The 20,830-nt window shown below is 71.3% G+C and carries 17 protein-coding genes; 4 read left to right on the forward strand and 13 right to left on the reverse strand.

Features of this window, described 5'->3' with window-relative positions; genetic code table 11:
* Window positions 1-11: 11 nt before the first annotated feature.
* From ACNYS0_RS11995 to ACNYS0_RS12005, 3 genes are all read right to left on the reverse strand, one after another.
* Window positions 12-935, reverse strand: coding sequence for a GNAT family N-acetyltransferase (locus ACNYS0_RS11995; RefSeq protein ID WP_422473114.1), 924 nt, complete (start codon window positions 933-935; stop codon window positions 12-14).
* 15 nt (window positions 936-950) lie between these two features.
* The gene (locus ACNYS0_RS12000) at window positions 951-2,921 is read right to left on the reverse strand and encodes an IucA/IucC family protein (protein ID WP_422473116.1); all 1,971 of its coding nucleotides are present in this window, start codon (window positions 2,919-2,921) and stop codon (window positions 951-953) included.
* Window positions 2,922-3,020: 99 nt separating this feature from the next.
* Window positions 3,021-4,439, reverse strand: coding sequence for a diaminobutyrate--2-oxoglutarate transaminase family protein (locus ACNYS0_RS12005; RefSeq protein ID WP_422482602.1), 1,419 nt, complete (start codon window positions 4,437-4,439; stop codon window positions 3,021-3,023).
* 459 nt (window positions 4,440-4,898) lie between these two features.
* On the opposite strand from ACNYS0_RS12005, the gene ACNYS0_RS12010 reads away from it, so the two are divergent.
* On the forward strand, window positions 4,899-6,122 hold the full coding sequence (locus ACNYS0_RS12010; RefSeq protein ID WP_422473118.1) for a trypsin-like serine peptidase: 1,224 nt from the start codon (window positions 4,899-4,901) through the stop codon (window positions 6,120-6,122).
* A 94-nt stretch (window positions 6,123-6,216) separates the two neighbouring features.
* Here ACNYS0_RS12010 and hflX read toward each other — a convergent pair whose 3' ends face one another.
* From hflX to miaA, 6 genes are all read right to left on the reverse strand, one after another.
* Window positions 6,217-7,725, reverse strand: a complete 1,509-nt coding sequence (hflX, locus tag ACNYS0_RS12015; RefSeq protein WP_422410541.1) for a GTPase HflX — start codon at window positions 7,723-7,725, stop codon at window positions 6,217-6,219.
* Window positions 7,726-7,901: 176 nt separating this feature from the next.
* The gene (locus ACNYS0_RS12020; protein ID WP_422473120.1) at window positions 7,902-9,398 is read right to left on the reverse strand and encodes a M1 family metallopeptidase; all 1,497 of its coding nucleotides are present in this window, start codon (window positions 9,396-9,398) and stop codon (window positions 7,902-7,904) included.
* 78 nt (window positions 9,399-9,476) lie between these two features.
* Window positions 9,477-11,600 carry a RelA/SpoT family protein gene (locus ACNYS0_RS12025; RefSeq protein ID WP_422473122.1) on the reverse strand — a complete coding sequence of 708 codons (2,124 nt, stop codon included), beginning with the start codon at window positions 11,598-11,600 and terminating at the stop codon, window positions 9,477-9,479.
* A gap of 139 nt (window positions 11,601-11,739) precedes the next feature.
* Window positions 11,740-12,609 carry a diaminopimelate epimerase gene (gene dapF, locus ACNYS0_RS12030; RefSeq protein ID WP_422473124.1) on the reverse strand — a complete coding sequence of 290 codons (870 nt, stop codon included), beginning with the start codon at window positions 12,607-12,609 and terminating at the stop codon, window positions 11,740-11,742.
* 46 nt (window positions 12,610-12,655) lie between these two features.
* Window positions 12,656-13,123, reverse strand: coding sequence for a hypothetical protein (locus ACNYS0_RS12035; RefSeq protein WP_422482604.1), 468 nt, complete (start codon window positions 13,121-13,123; stop codon window positions 12,656-12,658).
* Between the two features lie 107 nt (window positions 13,124-13,230).
* Window positions 13,231-14,169, reverse strand: coding sequence for a tRNA (adenosine(37)-N6)-dimethylallyltransferase MiaA (gene miaA / locus ACNYS0_RS12040; protein ID WP_422473126.1), 939 nt, complete (start codon window positions 14,167-14,169; stop codon window positions 13,231-13,233).
* A gap of 182 nt (window positions 14,170-14,351) precedes the next feature.
* On the opposite strand from miaA, the gene ACNYS0_RS12045 reads away from it, so the two are divergent.
* Both ACNYS0_RS12045 and ACNYS0_RS12050 read left to right on the forward strand, forming a co-directional pair.
* Entirely contained in the window at window positions 14,352-14,630 is a 279-nt protein-coding gene (locus ACNYS0_RS12045) for a hypothetical protein (protein ID WP_422473128.1), read from the forward strand.
* Between the two features lie 35 nt (window positions 14,631-14,665).
* Complete coding sequence (locus ACNYS0_RS12050) at window positions 14,666-14,950, forward strand: antitoxin (protein WP_422473129.1); 285 nt, start codon at window positions 14,666-14,668, stop codon at window positions 14,948-14,950.
* A gap of 76 nt (window positions 14,951-15,026) precedes the next feature.
* On the opposite strand, the gene ACNYS0_RS12055 is transcribed toward ACNYS0_RS12050, so the two are convergent.
* Window positions 15,027-15,713, reverse strand: a complete 687-nt coding sequence (locus ACNYS0_RS12055) for a class III extradiol dioxygenase subunit B-like domain-containing protein (RefSeq protein WP_422473131.1) — start codon at window positions 15,711-15,713, stop codon at window positions 15,027-15,029.
* Window positions 15,714-15,794: 81 nt separating this feature from the next.
* Window positions 15,795-17,318 (reverse strand): tRNA (N6-isopentenyl adenosine(37)-C2)-methylthiotransferase MiaB, encoded by a 1,524-nt coding sequence (gene miaB, locus ACNYS0_RS12060; RefSeq protein ID WP_422473132.1) that lies wholly within the window; start codon window positions 17,316-17,318, stop codon window positions 15,795-15,797.
* A 145-nt stretch (window positions 17,319-17,463) separates the two neighbouring features.
* On the opposite strand from miaB, the gene ACNYS0_RS12065 reads away from it, so the two are divergent.
* Window positions 17,464-18,459 carry a TAXI family TRAP transporter solute-binding subunit gene (locus ACNYS0_RS12065; RefSeq protein ID WP_422473133.1) on the forward strand — a complete coding sequence of 332 codons (996 nt, stop codon included), beginning with the start codon at window positions 17,464-17,466 and terminating at the stop codon, window positions 18,457-18,459.
* On the opposite strand, the gene ACNYS0_RS12070 is transcribed toward ACNYS0_RS12065, so the two are convergent.
* A complete protein-coding gene (locus tag ACNYS0_RS12070; protein ID WP_422473135.1) occupies window positions 18,438-19,952 on the reverse strand; it encodes a sensor histidine kinase in 1,515 nt (504 codons plus the stop codon). The two genes, ACNYS0_RS12065 and ACNYS0_RS12070, sit on opposite strands and share 22 nt — an antisense overlap.
* 21 nt (window positions 19,953-19,973) lie before the next feature.
* Window positions 19,974-20,657: a response regulator transcription factor gene (locus tag ACNYS0_RS12075; protein WP_422473137.1), complete on the reverse strand. Its 684-nt coding sequence runs from the start codon at window positions 20,655-20,657 to the stop codon at window positions 19,974-19,976.
* Between the last annotated feature and the right edge of the window lie 173 nt (window positions 20,658-20,830).

A 20,830-nucleotide genomic window follows, 5' to 3' on the forward strand; every position in this document is an offset into this window, starting at 1 on the left:
GTCGAGGTTCGTTACTGAGAGTGACTGGCCTGGAGCACGTTGCGCAGGGCGCGGTCACGGACCATGAGCGCGGCCCGCTTGTCGGGGAGGTCCACCTCGGCGAAGAAGCGGAATCCCGCGCCCAGGAAAGCGGAGACGGAGGGGGTGTTGCGAAGGTCGGGTTCCGCAACGACGCGCGCACAGCGCGGGCGATGATCGAGTACGAGGTCGGCGACGGCTTTGAGCAGCGTGGTGCCGAGCCCTCGTCCGCGGTTGGCGACGCCACCGATGAGGAGGTGGATTCCGGTGTCGTGCGGGCGGGCGGGGTAGTGGCGGGCCAGCGGGTCGAGGTCGGCGCGGTAGATCTCCCAGTAGCTCATGGGGGCGCCGTCGAGGACACCGAGGCAGGGCACGCTGCGCCCGTCGCCGTCGAGTTGGGGGGCGAGGTGCTCCGCGGTGACGGTGTCGGGTCCCGCGAGCTCCCAGAAGGCCGCCACTGCGGGGTCGTTCATCCAGCGGCTGATCAGTGCCAGGTCTCGCTCGACGCGCACCGGGACGAGTTGGAACACGCCTGAGGGAGTGGTGACCGGTCCCCACTCCCCCACGTCGTCCAGCAGGTCGTGCTCGGTCGCGGCGCTGAGATCGGGGGTGGCTCGGTGCCCGCCGTCCTGCTCCGCCTCCGCGAAGAGCGCGAGCAGTTCGTCGGGGAGCCGCAGGTCCAGGGTGTCCTGGAAGTCGGCGCTGTCCGCGCCGTCCGCGCTCCTCGTGTGCTCTGCGTGCTCTGCGTGCTCTGCGTGCTCCGCGCCCTGCACGCCTTGGCCGCCCTGCACGTTGTCAGCGTTGTCGGCATTGTCGGCGTCGTCGGCGCGCTCTCCGCTCTCAGCGGGTGGGGCGGGCGCATGGCGGTCGGTGGTGGGAGTGGTGTCGGCGTCGGTGCTCGCATCGGTGGGAGGCACGGCGACGCTCCTCTCTCAGGTACGACGGGAATGAAAGGGGTTGGCGATGGTGACGTAGACGGACTGGGTGTCGACGGGGCCGACGAGTTCGTCGAGGCCGTGCAGCCGGGTGAGCATGTTGGCCTTGCAGCGCAGCGTGGGTGAGTCGAGCAGCTGGCTGGGCAGTGTGCTGCGCTGCCGGTTCGGTCCGGTGGCGGCCTCGCCGAGGAAGCGGCGGAACGCGGCGATCAACAGCTGCTCGTCGGCCAGCCGTTGGGAACCGAAGGCTCCGATCAGGCCGAGGATGTTGTTGATGGCGAGGTAATAGGCGAATCGCTCGTCGGTGACGTCGTCGTCGACGAAGGTGTCGCTGTGTGTGCCGATGCCCGGCAGGCGCTGTTCGAGTTCGGCGCGGCGGGACTCGCGGAAGTAGTAGCCCTGGTTGTCCCGGGAGCGTCCGCCGACGGGCCAGCCTTCGGTGTCCAGGAGCAGCAGGGTGTTCTGCTGGTGGGCCTCCAGGGCGACGCCGGCTTCGCCGTCGAGCCAGAGCACGGGGCGTACGACGTGTTCCAGATACCGCAGGAACCACTCGGCGGACACGGCTGCACGGGTCCGTCCGGTGCGGGCCGCGAGCCGGGTCACGGTGTCGGCGAGGCGGGAGTTCATGACCGGGTGGCCGGTGGGGTCGGCCGGGTCGGCGGTCGGCCGGGGAGAGACGAATCCGGCGACGCACACCGCGTCGTCGCGGGAGCGGAAGGGGTTGGTGCGGATCATCACGTCCAGGCCCGGCACGGGTTCGCCGTCCGGTCCGTCGACGGCGAGCCAGGCCGGGTCGCGGACGACGTCGAAGCCGGGGTGCGCGGCCTGCCACTGCTCCGCGAGACCGGTGCCGAGGAGCCGGTGGACCTCGACGCCCCGGTGGAGTTCCTTGCGGAGGTTCTCCCGGCGGGAGTTGGTGATGCGCAGCCCGAGGGAGAGCTTGAGCATGGCCGGCGCGCCGGGCCGGTACAGCGTGCGGACGGAGGAGGTGGGGAACCAGTGCTCGCCGTGCGGGCCCAGGTCGCGCAGCAGCCCGGCGTCCAGGAGGGCGGCGGTGGCGGGGCGGTCACGCAGTTCCCGCAGCTGCCATGGGTGCACGGGCAGCGCGGCGTGCCCTGCGGGGAGCGAGAGCCCGGGCCCTGCCAGATCGGAGGTGAGCTCGGCGGCGGGGCGGGCGCGGCCGCCCTCGGACCAGGCCGAGTCGTGGGCGAGGACGTCCGGGGAGACGGCGATCCAGTGCAGGGGGAAGGAGCCGCGCAACTCAGGTGAGTAGCGGGCCGCTTCGGCGTCGGAGAGCCCTTCGCGGCTCTTCGGAGTCGGGTGCAGCGGGTGCCCGAGGAGAAGCGCCTGCTCCGCGGCGAGGAAGGGGTCGGCCCGATCCTCGGGGCGGTCGCGGCGGTCCGCGATGAAGTCGGTGGTACGGCGCAGCGAGTCGGCGACACGGACCACCAGCTCACCGCTGTCACCGCCGGGGGTGGGAGCGCCTTGGGCGGAGTCACCGGAGGACGTGGGGGCGGCCGGAGCTGCGGGTTCGCCTTGGGCCGACTCTCTGCTCAGGAGGGCGGCGAGTGCGACGGCGTCCACGCCGGGGGCGTGCGGAGGCGCGTGCTCCAGGTGTGGCAGGCCGAAGCGGTGCCAGCCGGAGAGCGACCAGTAGTGGACCGGGACGAGGAGGACGGTGCCGCTCGCGGGCAGCGGGATGCGGAGCGCGCCGAAGGGAGGAGGAGCGATGTTGTTCTCACGCACCCAGCAGCGCAGCAGGTTCTCGACCGCTGCCAGCTGGGCGGCGGTCGCGGGGTCCGGGTGCTCCAGGAGATCGACGGCGGGCGTACGGGAACGATCGGCCTCCTGGTCGCCGCCCTGCTGCCGCGGGACCGAGTCGCGCTCCTGGGCGCGCGGGGCTTGCGTGTCGCAGGATCCGCCGACGGTGGGACGGGGACGGCCGTCGGGTGCGGGGGTGGCGTTCAACTGGCTTCCTAGCGTGGGGTGGTGGGCTCCGTGAGGCAGTGGTCCGGCCGGTCCGGCACGTCACTGCCGTCGCTGCTGGCGGTCTGTCGTCGGGCGCTCCTACGACTCGTGACGGCGGGTGCGGGCGACGGCCGCCAGGGCGTCGGCGAGCCGGTCCACGATGGCCGCGGCCTGCTCGTCGGTGATGGTGAGGGGAGGTAGCAGGCGTACGACGCTGGAGTGGCGGCCGCCGAGTTCGACGATCAGGCCGCGGTGCAGGCAGGCCTCGCGGACGGCGGCGGCGAGTTGGGGTGCGGCCGGGAGCGGGGCGGGCCCGGCGAGCAGGGGGTCGTCGGCGAGTTCCGGGGCGGCGTGGGCGGGACCAGCGCCTTCCGGGTCGACGAGTTCCACGCCGATCATGAGGCCGCGCCCGCGGACCTCACCGACGCAGTCGAACTCGCCCGAGAGACCCCGGAGTTGGTCGAGCATGCGCGCACCGAGGGCGGCGGCACGGTCGGCCAGGCGGTTCTCGCGGACATACGAGAGGGTGGCGGCGCCCGCGGCCATGGCGAGCTGGTTGCCGCGGAAGGTGCCCGCGTGCGCCCCCGGGGGCCAGACGTCGAGGTCGTCCCGATAGACGACCACGGCGAGCGGCAGGCTGCCTCCGATGGCCTTGGACAGGACCATGACGTCGGGCACGACACCGCTGTGCTCCACGGCCCAGAAGGCGCCGGTGCGGCCGACGCCGGTCTGCACCTCGTCGACGACCAGCGGGATCGAGCGGTGCTCGGTGGCGGCTCGCATCCGGCGCAGCCAGGCGTCGGGGGCGGGGATGACGCCGCCCTCCCCCTGAACCGGTTCGAGGATCATGCCCGCGGGCTGTGGCACCCCGGACTTGGTGTCGTCGAGGAGCGACTCGGTCCAGCGGGCGGCGAGTTCGGCGCCGCGTGCGCCTCCGATACCGAAGGGACAGCGGTAGTCCTGCGGATACGGGAGGCGCGTGACCCGGACGTCCTGCGCGCCGCCGGACGCTTCGAGCGCCCCCGCGGTCATCCCGTGATAGGCACCCGCGAAGGAGAGCAGGCCCGAGCGGCCGGTGGCGGTGCGGACCAGCTTCAGTGCGGCCTCGACGGCGTCGGTGCCCGCGGGCCCGCAGAACTGGATGCGGGCCCGGTCGGCCAGTCCGGGCGGCAGCGTGCGGAACAGCTCGGTGGTGAACGCGTCCTTGACCGGGGTGGCCAGATCGAGCACGTGCAGCGGCGCGCCCGAGTCGAGCACCTTGCGGATGGCCTCGAGCACCACCGGGTGGTTGTGGCCGAGCGCGAGGGTCCCCGCGCCGGACAGACAGTCCAGATAGCGGCGGCCGTCGGCGCCCTCGATGGTGAGCCCGCGGGCCCGCACCGGCACGATCGGCAGGGCGCGCGCATAGGTGCGCGCCGCGGACTCCCGCGCGCACTGACGGCGCAGGATCCCCTCGTGCGCGACGGTGTCGTGGACAGGGCTCCTGTGTGTCCCCCCGCCATGCGGGGCCGGCACCACCACGGTCTCAGGATCGGTCACAGGCACAGGATCGGTCACCGCCACGGCTGTTGGTCCTCCCGCTGGATATACGGCCGAAAAGGCCCCTCGACTCACCGATCGGCGGGGCGAGTCGGCGCGCACTGAACGCCGACTGCGGTTCCCCCGTACGTACCAACGACGGGACGGGCGGAGGAACACGGCTCGTACGGGACTCATGAGGGGACCTTTGCCGGCAGTCCTCGGCGCCGGCGGGTCACCGCGGCCGCCGCTCCCTCACCGTGCGCCCGGAGCGCGCGGCCCCGTAACGACGCGTACCGGCCGCAAGATCCCTCCGTGACGGAACCGTTGCTGTTCCGTCGGCCGTCCCCGACGGCACCGGCATAGGGTGGTGTGCCGTTCGGAGACGGCGGGGTTCGCCTCGTCCCCACCGCACGCGTACGACAGTTCAACTTTTCGAAGCCCAGGGGGATTCACGACATGCGACCCATACGCCCGCAGTTCGCCGCGCGCCGCACTCGAGGCGCGCGAAGCAGAACGTCCCCCGTGGCGGCGGCGGTCGCGCTCGGTGCCGTGGTCGCTCTGACCGCCACGGCGTGCGGTCCGGGCGAGAACAACGCGAACGACAAGCCGACCGCCTCGGCCTCCGCGGGCGATGGCAAGTTCAAGATCCCGGACGACATCGGGGACCGGCTCAAGGAGCACGGGATCGACCCGGACAAGTGGAAGGACGGCGAGTGGAGGAACTGGGACAAGGACAAGTGGCTGCGTGAGGCGCAGGACTTCGTCAACCCGATCATCGACGGGCTGTGGGACTCCAACCGGATGCGGGACGCCGACAAGCCCACCGGTGGCGAGGTCGACGAGAACGACCTCTCCGGGGACCAGGGTGTGACGGACCCGGAGCCGAAGCCGGTGGCGGCCGCGGGCGTGTCCACTCCGTACCACGCGAACGCCCCGTACGCGGGCAAGCTGTTCTTCGACGGCCCCAAGGGCTCGATGGTCTGCTCGGCGACCGTGGTCACCGACCCGGCGCACCCCGGCAAGTCCAACATGCTCTGGACGGCGGGCCACTGTGTGCACGCGGGCAAGAACGGCGGCTGGTACCGCAACATCGCGTTCGTGCCCTCGTACAACGACAGCGGCAAGTCCGCGCAGGAGCTGCAGAACGCGCCCAGGAACGAGGTCGCGCCGTACGGAGTGTGGTGGGGCGACGCGGCGCTGACGTCCGACCAGTGGATCGCGCAGGGCGGCCCGAGCGGCGGAGCGGGCGCTTCGTACGACTTCGCGGTGATCCATGTGACACCGGAGAAGGGCGGCACCACCAAGTCCCTGGAGGAGACGGTGGGTTCGGCGCTCCCGGTGGACTTCAACGCGCCGGCGGTGCCGAAGGTCGCGCAGCTGACCGCGAAGGGCTACCCGGCGGCGGCGCCGTTCGACGGGCAGAAGCTGTACCAGTGCGCTGACCGGCCGGGCCGTCTTTCGCTGAGCGACACGGACCCGACGATGTACCGCATCGGCTGCACCATGACGGGCGGTTCGTCCGGCGGCGGCTGGGTCGCCGAGGGCTCCGACGGCAAGCCGGCCCTGGTGTCCAACACCTCGATCGGCCCGGTGACCGCGGGCTGGCTCGCGGGCCCGCGGCTCGGCAAGGAGGCCAAGGGGATCTACGACTCGGTGAGCAGGAAGTTCGCCGGGCAGTAAGCACGCGCCGCGCAGGCGGCCGGTCTCATGGCTGAGCCCCTCTCCGGTCGACCGGAGAGGGGCTCAGCTATGTGCGGTACTTCGGTACGAGCCGTCAGCCCGCGACCGCCGCGGGAACGTACGGCGCGAATTCCGCCGCGAGTTCCTCGTGGACGCGTGCCTTCAGGAGCGTGCCCTCCGGGGTGTGCTCCTCGGAGATCACCTCGCCGTCGGCGTGCGCCCGCGCGACCAGCTGGCCGTGCGTGTACGGCACGAGGGCCTCGATCTCGACCGCGGGGCGCGGCAGTTCGGCGTCGATGAGCTCGAGCAGTTCCTCGATGCCCTGACCCGAGCGGGCCGAGACGGCGATGGCGCGCTTCTCCACGCGCAACAGCCGCTGCAACACCAAGGGGTCGGCCGCGTCCGCCTTGTTGATCACCACGATCTCGGGCACCTTCGTCGCCCCGACGTCGCGGATGACCTCGCGCACGGAGGCGAGCTGCTCCTCCGGCACCGGGTGCGAACCGTCGACCACATGCAGGATCAGGTCGGAGTCGCCGACCTCCTCCATGGTCGAGCGGAACGCCTCGACGAGGTGGTGCGGCAGGTGCCGTACGAAACCGACCGTGTCGGCCAGCGTGTACAGCCGGCCGCTCGGGGTCTCGGCCCGGCGCACGGTCGGGTCGAGGGTGGCGAACAGCGAGTTCTCCACCAGGACGCCCGCGCCCGTGAGGCGGTTGAGGAGCGAGGACTTGCCGGCGTTCGTGTACCCGGCGATGGCCACCGAGGGCACCTTGTGCCTGCGGCGCTCCTGGCGCTTGATGTCGCGCCCGGTCTTCATCTCCGCGATCTCACGGCGCATCTTCGCCATCTTCTCGCGGATCCGACGCCGGTCCGTCTCGATCTTGGTCTCACCGGGACCACGGGTGGCCATACCGCCGCCCGAGGAGCCGGAGCCACCGCCACCCATCTGCCGGGACAGCGACTGACCCCAACCACGCAGGCGCGGCAGCATGTACTGCATCTGCGCGAGCGCGACCTGCGCCTTGCCCTCTCGGGACTTGGCGTGCTGGGCGAAGATGTCGAGGATCAGGGCGGTCCTGTCGACCACCTTGACCTTGACGACGTCCTCGAGGTGAATGAGCTGGCCGGGGCTGAGCTCACCGTCGCACACGACGGTGTCCGCTCCGGTCTCGAGCACGACGTCGCGCAGCTCCTGGGCCTTGCCGGAGCCGATGTACGTCGCCGCGTCCGGCTTGTCGCGGCGCTGGATGACGCCGTCGAGCACGAGCGCGCCGGCCGTCTCGGCGAGGGCGGCGAGCTCCGCGAGGGAGTTCTCCGCATCATGAACCGTTCCCGACGTCCACACGCCGACGAGGACCACACGCTCCAGACGGAGCTGTCGGTACTCGACCTCGGTGACGTCCTCGAGCTCGGTGGAGAGGCCGGCGACACGGCGTAGAGCCGCGCGCTCGGAGCGGTCGAACTGCTGGCCGTCCCGCTCTCCGTCGATCTCGTGGCTCCAGGCGACGTCCTCTTCCATCAGGGCATCGGCCCGAAGGCTCTCGGTGTGGTTCTGCACCATGTTCTGCGCGTCCTGGGAAGGGGAAGAAGAGGAGGTCATTGGATCCTTACGTCTGTGGGATACGGGATACGCGACGGATGTCCCACCCGTCATCTCTGACAACGCCCGGCCTGCCCCGGGGATTCCCGCGAGCGCCGATCCGATGGCCCGCGCCGTCGACGTCGACGATATTCGCACGGTACGGGCCGTCTCGTCATCTGGATTGTTTCCCCGTGTCAGTGCTTCGACACCGGGTCGGACTTCCAGTCCGGGTGGCCCGGCATGGGTGGCGTCTTCTTCCCGTAGAGCCAGGCGTCGAAGAAGCCGCTTAGGTCCCGCCCGGCCAGCCGCGAGGCCAGCCGCACGAACTCCGCGGTGGTGGCGGTGGAGTCACGGTGCGTGGCCAGCCATGTGCGCTCCAGGCGCTGGAAGGCGTCCGCGCCGATCTCCTGGCGCAGGGCATAGAGGACCAGGGCGCTGCCGTCGTAGACGACCGGCCGGAAGATACTGATCTTGCCGTCGCTCGTGGGCTTCCTCGGAGCGGCGGGCGGTCCGCCGTCGGCGCGCATGGCGTCGGACGCGCGGTAGGCGGCGCGCATCCGCTTCACCATGGGCCGGTCCGCCTTCTCCTGGGCGTACAGGGACTCGTACCAGGTGGCGTGGCCCTCGTTGAGCCACAGGTCGGACCACGAGCGGGGGCTGACGCTGTCGCCGAACCACTGGTGCGCCAGCTCATGGACCATGATCGACTCGACGTACCACTTCGGGTACTCGGAGCGCGTGAACAGGTCTCTCTCGAAGAGAGAGAGCGTTTGCGTCTCGAGTTCGAAGCCGGTGGACGCGTGGGCGATCAGCAGCCCGTAGTTCTCGAAGGGGTAGTTGCCGACCTTCCCCTCCATCCAGGCGATCTGGTCGGGCGTCTTCTTGAGCCAGGGCTTCAGGGCCTTGACGTCCTTGGCCGGCACGACATCCCGCACGGGAAGTCCGCCCGGGCCCTCCTGGTGCAGCACGGCGGAGCGGCCGATGGAGACCTGGGCCAGCTCCGTGGCCATGGGGTGGGCGGTGCGGTAGACCCACTGCGTGGCTCCTCCTTGTCGCGTTTTCGCGGCAGGAAGGCCGTTCTTCGCAGCAGGAAGGCCGTTCTTCGCGACAGGGAGCCCGTTGGCGACCGCGGTGTACCCCTTGGGGGCGGTGACCCGGAAGGTGAAGTACGCCTTGTCGGAGGGGTGGTCGTTGGAGGGGAACACCCGGTGCGCCGCGTCGGCCTGGTTGGCCATCGCGAGGCCGTCCTTGGTGCGCACCCAGCCGACCTCCTTCTTCCCTGGCCTGGGGTCGCTGGTGTGCCGCACGGCGATCTTCAGCGGTTGGCCCGGCGTCACGGCCGCCGCGGGCGTGACGACCAGGTCCTCGCCCTTGGTGACGTACTGCGCCCGCGCACCGTTGACCGTCACCGAGCGGACGGTGCCGTGCGAGAAGTCGAGGTTGATCCGGTCGAGCGGGGCGGTCGCCCGGGCGTTGATCCTGGTGACGGCGTCGAGGGGCTTGTTGTTGTCACCGCGGTACGTGAAGGAGATGTCGTAGTCGGTGACGTCGTAGCCGGGGTTGCCCAGGTGCGGGAAGAGCCGGTCGCCGATGCCGAGCGGCTCGGCGGGCGCGGCCGCGGCGACAAGGGCGAGCGAGGCGCCGGCGGCGAGGAGCGCGGCGACGCGGGGCGTTCGGGAGCTGAGCAGCATGAGCTACGGCTATCAGCGCGCGCCCCGGTGCACGGTGCGGCACGCGCCGCACCACCCGAACGAGGTTTCCGGGTGGGCCTACAGGGCGCCCGCCGCCGCGTGTCGCGTGCGCCCCACGTCGTACACGCCCGGCACGTTGCGCATCGCCCGCATGAGGCCCTGGAGGTGCGCGGCGTCCGGGAGTTGAAGCGTGTACGTGTGCCGGACGCGGCCCTGGTCGGGCGGGTCGACGGTCGCCGAGATGATGGCGACGCCCTCCAGCGCTATGGCCTCGGTCAGGTCGGCGAGCAGGTGGGGGCGGCTGAACGACTCGGCGATCAGGGTCACCCGGTACTCGGCGGCCGCCGCGTCCGCCCAGCGCACGCCGACCTCCGCGCGCCCCGCGTCCTTCATGCGCGCCACTCCGGAGCAGGCGACACGGTGCACGGTCACGACACCGCCGCGCACGGAGAACCCGGTCACCTCGTCGGGCGGCACGGGCGTACAACAGCCCGCGAGGCGCACCGTGGCACCCGGCTGGTCGACGACGGCGTTCGCCGCGAAGGGCCGCGCCGAGGGGCCGCTGTACGGGGCTCTGGGCGGCGACTGGGGCGCGCTCGGCCCCTCCGGGTGCGTGGCGAGCCAGCGGCGGATGGCGATGCGGGCGGCGGGCGTACGGGCGTGGTCGAGCCAGGCGACCGAAGGCTCGGAGGCGGCGCTGCCCTCCACCCCGGCCATCAGCAGCTGGACCGTGTCACCGTCGCCGAGGACCGTACTGAGCGTCGCCAGACGGCCGTTGACCCGCGCGCCGATGACGGCGTGGGCGTCCTCGCCGTACTGCGCGTACGCGGCGTCGACGCAACTGGCGCCGGCGGGGAGCCCGATGGTGCCGCCGTCGGGCCGGAAGACGGTGATCTCGCGGTCCTGGGCGAGGTCCTCGCGCAGCGTCGACCAGAAGGTGTCGGTGTCCGGGGCGGACTGCTGCCAGTCGAGGAGCCTGTTGAGCCAGCCGGGGCGCGTGGGGTCGGAGCGCTCGCCCACGGTGTCCAGGTGCTCCTCGGCGGAGGGCGCGTACGGATTGCCGAGCGCCACGACGCCCGCCTCCGCGACCTTGTGCATCTGGTGCGTACGGATGAGGACCTCGGCGACCTCGCCGTCCTTGCGGGCGACCGCGGTGTGCAGCGACTGGTACAGGTTGAACTTCGGTACCGCGATGAAGTCCTTGAACTCCGAGACCACCGGCGTGAAACACGTGTGCAGTTCGCCGAGGACGCCGTAACAGTCCGCGTCCTCGTTCACGAGCACGAGAAGGCGCCCGAAGTCGGCCCCGCGCATCTCGCCGCGCTTGCGCCGCACCCGGTGGACGGAGACGAAGTGCCGCGGCCTGATGAGGACTTCGGCGCTCAGGCCCGCCTCGCGCAGCACCGAGCGCAGATCGGCCGCGAACCCGGCGAGCGAGTCCTCGGTGCGCTGGGCGTAGGCCGTCATGAGTTCACGCGTCTGCCCGTACTCCTCGGGACGCAGGATCGCGAACACGAGGTCCTCGAGCTCGGTCTTCAGCGCCTGCACGCCCAGGCGCTCGGCGAGCGGGATCAGGACGTCGCGGGTGACCTTGGCGATCCGTTCCTGCTTCTCCTGGCGCATGACGCCGAGGGTGCGCATGTTGTGCAGGCGGTCGGCGAGTTTGATCGACATGACGCGCACGTCGTTCCCGGTCGCGACCAGCATCTTGCGGAAGGTCTCGGGTTCGGCCGCCGCTCCGTAGTCGACCTTCTCCAGCTTGGTCACGCCGTCGACGAGATAGGCGACCTCCTCGCCGAACTCCTCGCGCACCTGGCTGAGCGTGACCTCGGTGTCCTCGACCGTGTCGTGGAGCAGGGACGCCGTCAGTGTCGTGGTCTCCGCGCCCAGCTCGGCCAGGATCAGCGTCACGGCGAGCGGGTGTGTGATGTACGGCTCGCCGCTCTTGCGCATCTGGCCGCGGTGCGAGGACTCGGCCAGTACGTAGGCGCGGTGCAGCGGGTCCAGGACGGCCTCGGGATGGTGGGCCCTGTGGGCCTCCGCCACGTGGCCGATCGCGTCGGGGAGGCGGCCGCGGGCGGTGGGGCCGAGGAGCGCGGCCCGGCCGAGACGTCGCAGGTCGATCCGGGGGCGGCTGCGCCGACGATGCGCTCCGGGCGTGATCGGTCCCGGGTTCGCGGGGTTGGTCGCCTCCGCACTCATGAGCACCTCCGGCTTTGTCGACCGGCGGCGGGCTGGCGGCGGCACCCGTCCGGACCGGTGCTTGATGCTACCGAGCCCATCACGTGGCGCAGTCCCGCTCTCGCCGAGCGTGAAACGGATCACCCATTCGAGCGAAGGTTCACTGGTTTACGGTTTCGATTGCCGCGAACCAGTCGGTGTCGAGCCGACCCTCCGCGACGATCACGGCGGGACCGGTCATCTCGATCTCGCCGTCCGCACGCTCGGTGATCGTCAGCCTGCCTCCGGGCAGATCGATCTCGTATGTGACAGGAGCCCCGGTCACCGCGGGGTCCAGGCCGTCCCTGCGGGCGGCCGCGACGGCCACGGCGCAGGCGCCGGTGCCGCAGGAGCGGGTCTCGCCCGAGCCCCGCTCGTGCACGCGCATGGCGACGTGCCGCGGGCCTCGGTCGACGACGAACTCGACGTTCACACCCTCCGGGTATGCGTTCGCCGGAGCGAAGGGGGGTGCCTCGTACAGCGAGCCCGCGTGCGCGAGGTCGGCCACGAAGGCGACCGCGTGCGGGTTCCCCATGTTCACGTTCGTCGCGGGCCAGGTCCGCTCGCCGACACTGACCGTGACGTCGCCCTCGGGGAGCGCCGCCCTGCCCATGCCGACCGTGATCAGGCCTTCCTTGTCGATGTGGACCACCTTGACGCCGCCCCGGGTGGCCACGGCGAGGTCGCCCTCGCCGACGTGCCCCGCGTGCTGGAGGTAGCGGGCGAAGACCCGCACTCCGTTGCCGCACATCTCGGCCACCGAGCCGTCGCCGTTGCGGTAGTCCATGAACCACTCCGCCTCGTCGGCCATGTGGCGCGCCTCGGGGTGCGCGGCGCTGCGCACGACGTGGAGCACACCGTCGCCCCCGATACCGGCCCGGCGGTCGCACAGGGCGGCCACGGCGGCCGGGGAGAGCGCGATGGCGTTCTCCGGGTCCGGGATGATCACGAAGTCGTTCTCGGTCCCGTGACCCTTGAGGAAGGTGCTCATTTCTCGATCGTACGAGATGAGTCCGACAAGACGGTGGGCGGTGTGGTCAGCGCAACCGTGCGACGCGCCACACGGCGAGCACGGCCACCGCCGCGACCACGACCACGTACGCCCCCACGACCCGCCAGTCCGGCCAGTTGCCCGAGCCCCGCGGCGGCAGTCCCGGCAGCGTGTAGCCCACCCGGCGGGCGGCCATCATGCCCCAGCCCGCGGCGCAGGAACTGATCAGGAGGCCGAGCATCGCGACGACCGCGCCGCCGTCGCCGAACTCGAAGAACAGCGGGAACGCGAACATCAGGGAACCGATCGCGGCCAGCATCACGATGGGTGCCAGCTGCCAGATGCGGAGCCTGCGCTGCGGACGCAGCTCGACCTCGACCTCTTGGCCCTCGTCCTGCGCGGCGAGTTCCTCCGGGGTCGGACCGTCGGCGATCACGCCGTCGGCGCTCGCCTCAGGGCCATCGGTACTGAGCTGCTCTCCGCCTGGTGCGGTGTCACGAGGGCCGGCCTCCATCGCCACGCGCCCTCCCACTCCGGACTCCACTGGTCGATCGATGGTCGATGATGGCACGCTCGCAGAGGCCGGGATGACGGCCGGAGCGTCCCGATGCCATCACGTGATCAGGCTGTAACCGGTCGTTCGACCAACGACATTGCGCGAGCCGGGAGTTCCCCGCGTTCCGCCACGGCTCCACTGAGCCAATGCACCCGCGGGTCGCGCCGGAACCACGAGTCCTGACGGCGCGCGAAGCGCTTGGTGGCGCGGACGGTCTCCGCGCGCGCCTCGTCCAGCGTGCACTCGCCCGCGAGCGCCGCGAGCACCTGCTGGTAGCCGAGCGCGCGCGACGCCGTACGCCCCTCACGCAGCCCCTGGGCCTCCAACGCGCGCACCTCGTCGACCAGACCCGCCTCCCACATGCGGTCCACGCGCGTGGCGATGCGTTCGTCGAGTTCGGGCCGCGCCACGTCCACGCCGATCTGGACCGTGTCGTAGACGGAGTCGTGTCCCGGCAGGTTGGCCGTGAACGGTTTGCCGGTGATCTCGATGACCTCGAGGGCGCGGACGATGCGCCGGCCGTTGCTCGGCAGGATCGCCGTGCCCGCCTCCGGATCGGCGGCGGCGAGGCGCGCGTGCAGGGCGCCGGAGCCGCGCAGTCTGAGTTCGTCCTCCAGGCGGGCGCGGACCTCGGGGTCGGTGCCGGGGAACTCCATCTTGTCGACGGCGCCCCTTACGTAGAGCCCCGATCCGCCGACGAGGACGGGCCAGCGGCCCGCCGCGAGCAGCCGGTCGATCTCCGCGCGGGCGAGGCGCTGGTACTCCGCGACGCTGGCGGCCTCGGTGACGTCCCAGATGTCCAGGAGGTGGTGCGGCACTCCGGCGCGTTCATCGGGCGTCAGCTTGGCGGTGCCGATGTCCATCCCCCGGTACAACTGCATGGAGTCGGCGTTGACCACCTCGCCGCCGAGTTCCTTGGCCAGGAACACGCCTAGATCTGACTTTCCTGCCGCGGTCGGCCCGACGACGGCGATGACCCGCGGGGCGGGAGCTGCGCTACTCACCGCCCCAGTCTCGCAAACCCGGGCACGTGTTCACGAATGAGCTACGTGACGCCACAGGTCCGGGTTCGTTGCCTGTTGCGAGGTTCCAGCCGCCGGTTTCGAGAGCCGGCGCCCCGGTCTCCGCAATGGGACGCACCGGGTAGGGCGGGATTTCGCCCACACGAGTAACGTATGGAGTTGAAATGGGCGTTTTTACCAGGTTTCGCCGGAAGGCCAGCGCTGCGGACGAGGCGTCAACCGCCGAGGCCCAGGCCGCCACTCTGACGGCCGCTCCGGAGGCGGAGGACGCCGAGGGACCCACCGAGGCTCCCGTGGCTCCCACCGCGGAGCAGGAGGCCGCGGAGGCCCCGGCCGACGGCGAGGGCGCCGAGGCCGCGGCGGCGGAGGGCGTGGAGATCCCGAAGCAGCAGTCCGCCGAGCAGGCCGCGGACAACGAGGCCGGCGAGGGCGTCCGCAAGTAGCTCCTGAGAGCTCGGTGCGACAGAAGGGTGCAGCGATGGGCATCTTGGACTCGTTGAAGGCCAAGTTCGGCCCTGCCAAGGACAAGGTCTCGGACCTCGCGCAGCAGCACGGGGACAAGATCGACCAGGGCCTGGACAAGGCCGGCAGGCTGGTCGACCAGAAGACCAAGGGCAAGTACAGCGACCAGATCCGGATGGGCACGGACAAGGCGAAGGACGCCGTCGGCCGGATGTCCGCGACAGAGGGCGAGAACGCCGAGAACCCCAGGGACACGGACGGCGGAAACACCCCGCCGCCGCCCCCTTCCTCGACATCGTGACCCCGCGCACCCACAGACGGCGACGGCCGCGAGCCCCTCGGGCTTCGCGGCCGTCGCCGTCTGTGGGTGTGAAGCGCTACGTCCAGGACGCCACGAAGTAGCCCACTCCGTAGGGCGCGCCCTCGTACAGAAGGCGGCCCGTGCCGTCCCGCCTGTCCCAGGCGGCGCTGAGGAGCTGCCACGGGGCGCGTCCGGAGATCTTCAGTTCGCGGGCGAGGTCCGCGTCGAGGTTCGCGAGCGTGCCGTCGGCATCGAGGTCGCGCAGGGCCGCTGCGACGGCCGTGTCCACGCCCTCGGCCCGATCGTCCAGGTAGCCGGGGGCCTTCAGCGTGCGGCAGGCCGTGCCGTCGCCCATGACGAGGAAGCCCACCCGCTCGGCGTCGGCGGCGCCTGAGAACGCCGTGCCGTCGCCCGCCGTCTCGTAGCCGCGCACTTCACCGCTCCACCCCGCGCGCGCGAGCAGCCACGCGCCTACGGAGAGGGAGGGCGGGAGCGTCGGCTCGACGGCGTCGGACGGCGCCGTGCCCAGACGCACGTCGAGGTCGACGCCGAAGGGGCGGAAGGAGCCGCGGGCACCCGGCTCGTGAACGCCCGTCCGCGGGCCCTCTCCGATGACCCACACCAGGTCGGGCTCCGCCGCGAGCAGTGCCGCGATCGCCTCGTCGCAGGCCGCGCGCGCGGCGTCAAGCTCCGGGGCCGCACCGGCGGCGACCTCGGGCACGAGCAGGGGCGGACACGGGCAGACGGCAGCGGCGACAAGCATGATCGGCAGCCTACTGCGCCCCCGCCGCGCACGGGAAAGGCGGCCGCCGCCCCCACAGGCGGCGACCAGGCCGTCGACCGGTCAGTCGACGGCGCAGCCCCCGGTCACCGCGGGCAGCGGCTCGGGAACGCCGATCTTCGGGAGGCCCAGCAGCACGCCCTGCTTCGTGTCCTGCTCCTCCTGGTTGCGCTTCTCCCACGCGTCGCCCGCGCGCGTGCGGCGCACGTTCAGGACGTCGCCCTCGGCGAGCAGGTGGTGCGGGGCCGCGTACGTGATCTCGACGGTCACGACGTCGCCGGGGCGCACCTCGGCCTCGGGCTTCGTGAAGTGCACGAGGCGGTTGTCGGGGGCGCGGCCGGAGAGGCGGTGGGTGGCGCCGTTCTTGCGGCCCTCGCCCTCGGCGACCATGAGGTCCACGGTGCGGCCGATCTGCTTCTTGTTCTCCGCCCAGGCGATCTCCTCCTGGAGGGCGACGAGGCGCTCGTAGCGGGCCTGCACGACCTCCTTGGGGACCTGGTTCTCCATGGTGGCGGCCGGCGTTCCGGGGCGCTTGGAGTACTGGAAGGTGAAGGCGTTGGCGAAGCGGGCCTCGCGCACGACGTGCATCGTCTGCTCGAAGTCCTCCTCGGTCTCGCCGGGGAAGCCCACGATGATGTCGGTCGTGATGGCCGCGTGCGGCATCGCCGCACGGACCTTCTCGATGATGTTCAGGAACCGCTCCTGGCGGTACGAGCGGCGCATCGCCTTCAGGACCGTGTCCGAGCCGGACTGCAAGGGCATGTGCAGCTGCGGCATCACGTTCGGGGTCTCGGCCATCGCGGCGATCACGTCGTCCGTGAAGTCGCGCGGGTGCGGGGACGTGAAGCGCACGCGCTCCAGGCCCTCGATGCCGCCGCAGGCGCGCAGCAGCTTGCTGAAGGCCTCACGGTCGCCGATGTCGCTCCCGTAGGCGTTGACGTTCTGGCCGAGCAGCGTGATCTCGGAGACGCCCTCGCCGACCAGGGCCTCGATCTCCGCCAGGATGTCGCCCGTCCTGCGGTCCTTCTCCTTGCCTCGCAGGGCCGGGACGATGCAGAAGGTACAGGTGTTGTTGCAGCCGACCGAGATGGACACCCAGGCCGCGTACGCGCTCTCGCGGCGGGTGGGCAGCGTGGAGGGGAACGCCTCCAGGGACTCGGCGATCTCGACCTGGGCGTCCTCCTGGACGCGGGCACGCTCCAGGAGGACGGGCAGCTTGCCGATGTTGTGCGTGCCGAAGACGACGTCCACCCAGGGCGCCTTCTTCACGATGGTGTCGCGGTCCTTCTGGGCGAGGCAGCCGCCCACCGCGATCTGCATGCCCGGACGCTCCGCCTTCTTGGGGGCGAGGTGGCCGAGGTTGCCGTAGAGCTTGTTGTCAGCGTTCTCCCGCACCGCGCACGTGTTGAAGACCACGACGTCGGCGTCGCCGTCGGAGCCCTCGGGGGCGCGCACATAACCGGCGCCCTCCAGGAGACCCGACAAGCGCTCGGAGTCGTGGACGTTCATCTGACACCCGTAGGTGCGTACTTCGTATGTCTTCGGTGAACGGTCGTCCACGGCCGGACGCGGGTCGCTGCTGCTCATAACAACAAGGGTATGGGGTTCCCGGAGTGCTTCTGTGGCGCCTTCCGCGTCCTGCGGACGCCGTGGCGACGACGTCACCGAACGTGACCGCAAGGGGACGTTCCGAACCTGGTCACCACGCGCCCCCAACTGGCAGGATCACGCCATGCCGCAGCCGCCCCTCCGCGTCACCCGCCGCAGCGCCCTCATGGGCGCCACGGCCGGACTCGTGGTGTTCGGCCTGCTGTTGTGGTGGCTGCTGCCGATCGGCGAGCAGTCGCCCCGGGGCCAGGTGACCTTCAGCACCGGCGCGCGCACGGGCGTCTACGAGCGGTACGGCAAGCTCCTCGAGCGGGCCGTGGACCGTGACCTGCCCGACCTGGGGGTCACGCTCAAGGGCAGCCAGGGCTCCTGGGAGAACGTGGAGCGCGTGGCCACCGGCGAGGCCGACTTCACCATCGCCGCGGCGGACGCCGTCGCCAAGTACCAGTCCGAGGACCGGCCCGGCGCGGGGCGCCTGCGCGGTTGCGCCCGCCTCTACGACGACTACATGCAGCTCGTCGTGGAGCGGTCCTCCTCCGTGCGGAAGGTCTCCGACCTGCGCGGCATGAAGGTGGCGGTGGGCGGTCGGAGTTCCGGGGTGCGGCTGATCGCCGAGCGGATCCTGAAGGCCGCGGGCCTCGACGTCAGCAAGGACGTCACCGAAGTGGGCATCGGCATAGACGCCATGCCGCGCGCCCTGGAGTCCGGCGAGATCGACGCGTTCTTCTGGTCGGGAGGCCTGCCCACCAACCACGTACGGAAGCTGTCGGAGGACGCCCCGATCCGGCTCGTCGAACTCGGCTCGCTGGTCGACAAGCTGCACGCCATGGGTGGCTACTCGCGCTACTACCGGGCCGCCGTGATGCCCGCCGACGCCTATCCGGCGGCCCAACAGGGCGAGCCCGTCAGCACCTTGGCGGTGGCGAACCTGCTGGTGACGACCGACCGGGTGGACCCGGAGCTGACCGAAGCCGTCACCCGTACGGTCATCGACAGCCGCGACCACATCGGCGCCAAGGTGCACGCGGCCCAGCTCGTCGACCTCAGAACGGCCGTCTACACGGACCCGCTCACCCTCCACGAGGGCGCGCGCCGCTACTACCGCTCGGTCAAGCCCTGAGCGGCCGCCTCCCGGCCCGAACCGCCCTCCGCGCCCTTCGCCTCGCGAACCCGCTCCACGGCCCCCTGGACCGGCACCGGTGCCGTCCTGGGCACCCGCAGCGTCACCTCCAGACCGTGCGGTTCCCGCCGCGCGTACCCGAGGGAGCCGCCGCCCGCCGTCAGCAGGGCCCGCGAGATGGACAGGCCGAGGCCCGAGCCCTTGATGTTCTGGTGCCGCCCGCTGCGCCAGAACCGGTCGCCGATCCGGGCGAGTTCCTCTTCGCCCAGGCCGGGACCGCCGTCCGCGACCTCGATCACGGTCGCGTCTCCGGTGGCCTTGGCCGTGACGGTCACCTGCTCGCCCTCGGGCGTGAACTTCAGGGCGTTGTCGACCACGGCGTCCAGGGCGCTGGACAGTGCGACCGGATCCGCCCAGCCCGTCACCGCGGGACAGTCGGCCACGAGTCGTACGCCCTTCTCCTCCGCCAGCGGCCGCCAGGCCTCCACCCGCTCGGCGGCCAGCTCGCCGATGTCGGTGAGCTGGAGGTCGGCGGGGGCGTGCTCGGCCAGGGCCAGGTCGAGCAGGTCGTCGAGCACCCGGCCGAGGCGCTTGCCCTCGGCCTTCACCGACCCGATCTCCTCGTTCCCCTCCGGCAGTTCGAGCGCCAGTACGTCGATGCGCAGCATCAGGGCGGCGAGCGGGTTGCGCAGCTGGTGCGAGGCGTCGGCGACGAAGGCGCGCTGCTGTTCGAGCACGTCCTCGACGTTGTCCGCCATCTCGTTGAACGACCGTGCCAGGCGCCGGAGTTCCGGTGGGCCACCGGCTGCCGCGACCCGCGATTTGAGGCGACCCGTGGCGATGTCGTGCGTCGTCGCGTCCAGCACCCGTACGGGCCGCAGCACCCAGCCGGTCAGCCGCAGCGCGGCACCTACGGCGAGCAGCATCGCGGCCACCTCACCCGCACCGATGACGAGCCAGCCGCGCAGCGTCTTGCTGCGCATCGCGCCGGTCGGCGACTCGGTGACCACGACCGCGACGACGTCTCCGTCCCGGATGACGGGTGACGCGACCACCAGCCGACCCCGCTGCCACGGCCACACCTGCGGCGGGTCGTGGCTGCCGCGCGAGTACAGCGCCTCGTCGAAGGCGGCGCGCAGCACACCGCCGGAGCCCGGCGGCGGCACGCGGAAGTCTCCGGGAGCGCGCCCCATGGGCTCCTCGTCCCGGTAGAAGACACCCGCCTTGATGCCGTACACATCGTGGTAGCGGGCGAGTTCGGTGCGCAGCGTCTGCTGTCGCTCGTCGCTCACCAGCTTCTCGCCCTTGCCGGCCTTGTCCGGGCGCGTGGTCACGAACTGTGCGAGGGAGGCGAAGCGCGCGGTGTCGTCGATGCGGTCGACGACCACCTTCTGCTGCTGGGCGGAGGCCACGCTCACGGCCAGCGGGAAACCGAGCGCGAGCAGCACACCCGCCATGAGGACGATGAGCAGCGGAAGCAGGCGGGCGCGCACGCCAGGACTCTACGACTTCTGTTACGCGGCCGGGGCGGCGAGCCGGTAACCGACTCCCCGCACGGTCTCGATGAGGGTCGGCATGCGCAGCTTGGAGCGCAACGAGGCGACATGCACCTCCAGGGTGCGCCCCGTGCCCTCCCAACTGGTCCGCCACACCTCGCTGATGATCTGCTCCCTGCGGAAGACGACCCCCGGGCGCTGCGCCAGGAGGGCGAGCAGGTCGAACTCCTTGCGGGTGAGCTGAACCACCTCACCCGCGACCACGACCTTACGGGTGGGCAGATCGATGCTGACGTCCCCGAACCGCACCTCGTGGTCGACGGCGGCGGGTTCCTCCTGCACGGTGCGGCGGCTCACCGCGTGGATGCGGGCGAGCAGCTCCCCTATGTCGTACGGCTTCACCACGTAGTCGTCCGCACCGAGATTGAGCCCATGGATGCGCGAACGCACGTCCGCCCGCGCGGTCACCATGATCACGGGCGTCGTGGTGCGTTTGCGGATCCTGCCGCACACCTCGTAGCCGTCCAGGTCGGGCAGGCCCAGATCGAGCAGCACGACACCGAAGGCGTCCGCCTCGGGCACCAGCGCCTGGAGGGCCTCCTCACCACTGCGGGCATGCCGCACCTCGAAGCCGTGCCGGGAAAGGACCGCCGAAAGGGCACCCGCCACGTGGTCGTCGTCCTCGACGAGAAGCAGTCTCATTACGCCCCCTCACCTCTCCCGCGCGGTTCACCAAGGCATCCACTCCGAAAAGTAAGGACGACGTCAAGAGCCTTCCGGTTACGGCCGTGTTCCGTTACGCAGCCGGTATGAGCGGCCCGCGCCCCCTTCACGCATAGTGTCCGGTTGCGGCCGGATCGTTATGCTCAATTTCC

Origin of the sequence: Streptomyces anthophorae, from assembly GCF_049310305.1 — a bacterium.
GTDB lineage: Bacteria > Actinomycetota > Actinomycetes > Streptomycetales > Streptomycetaceae > Streptomyces.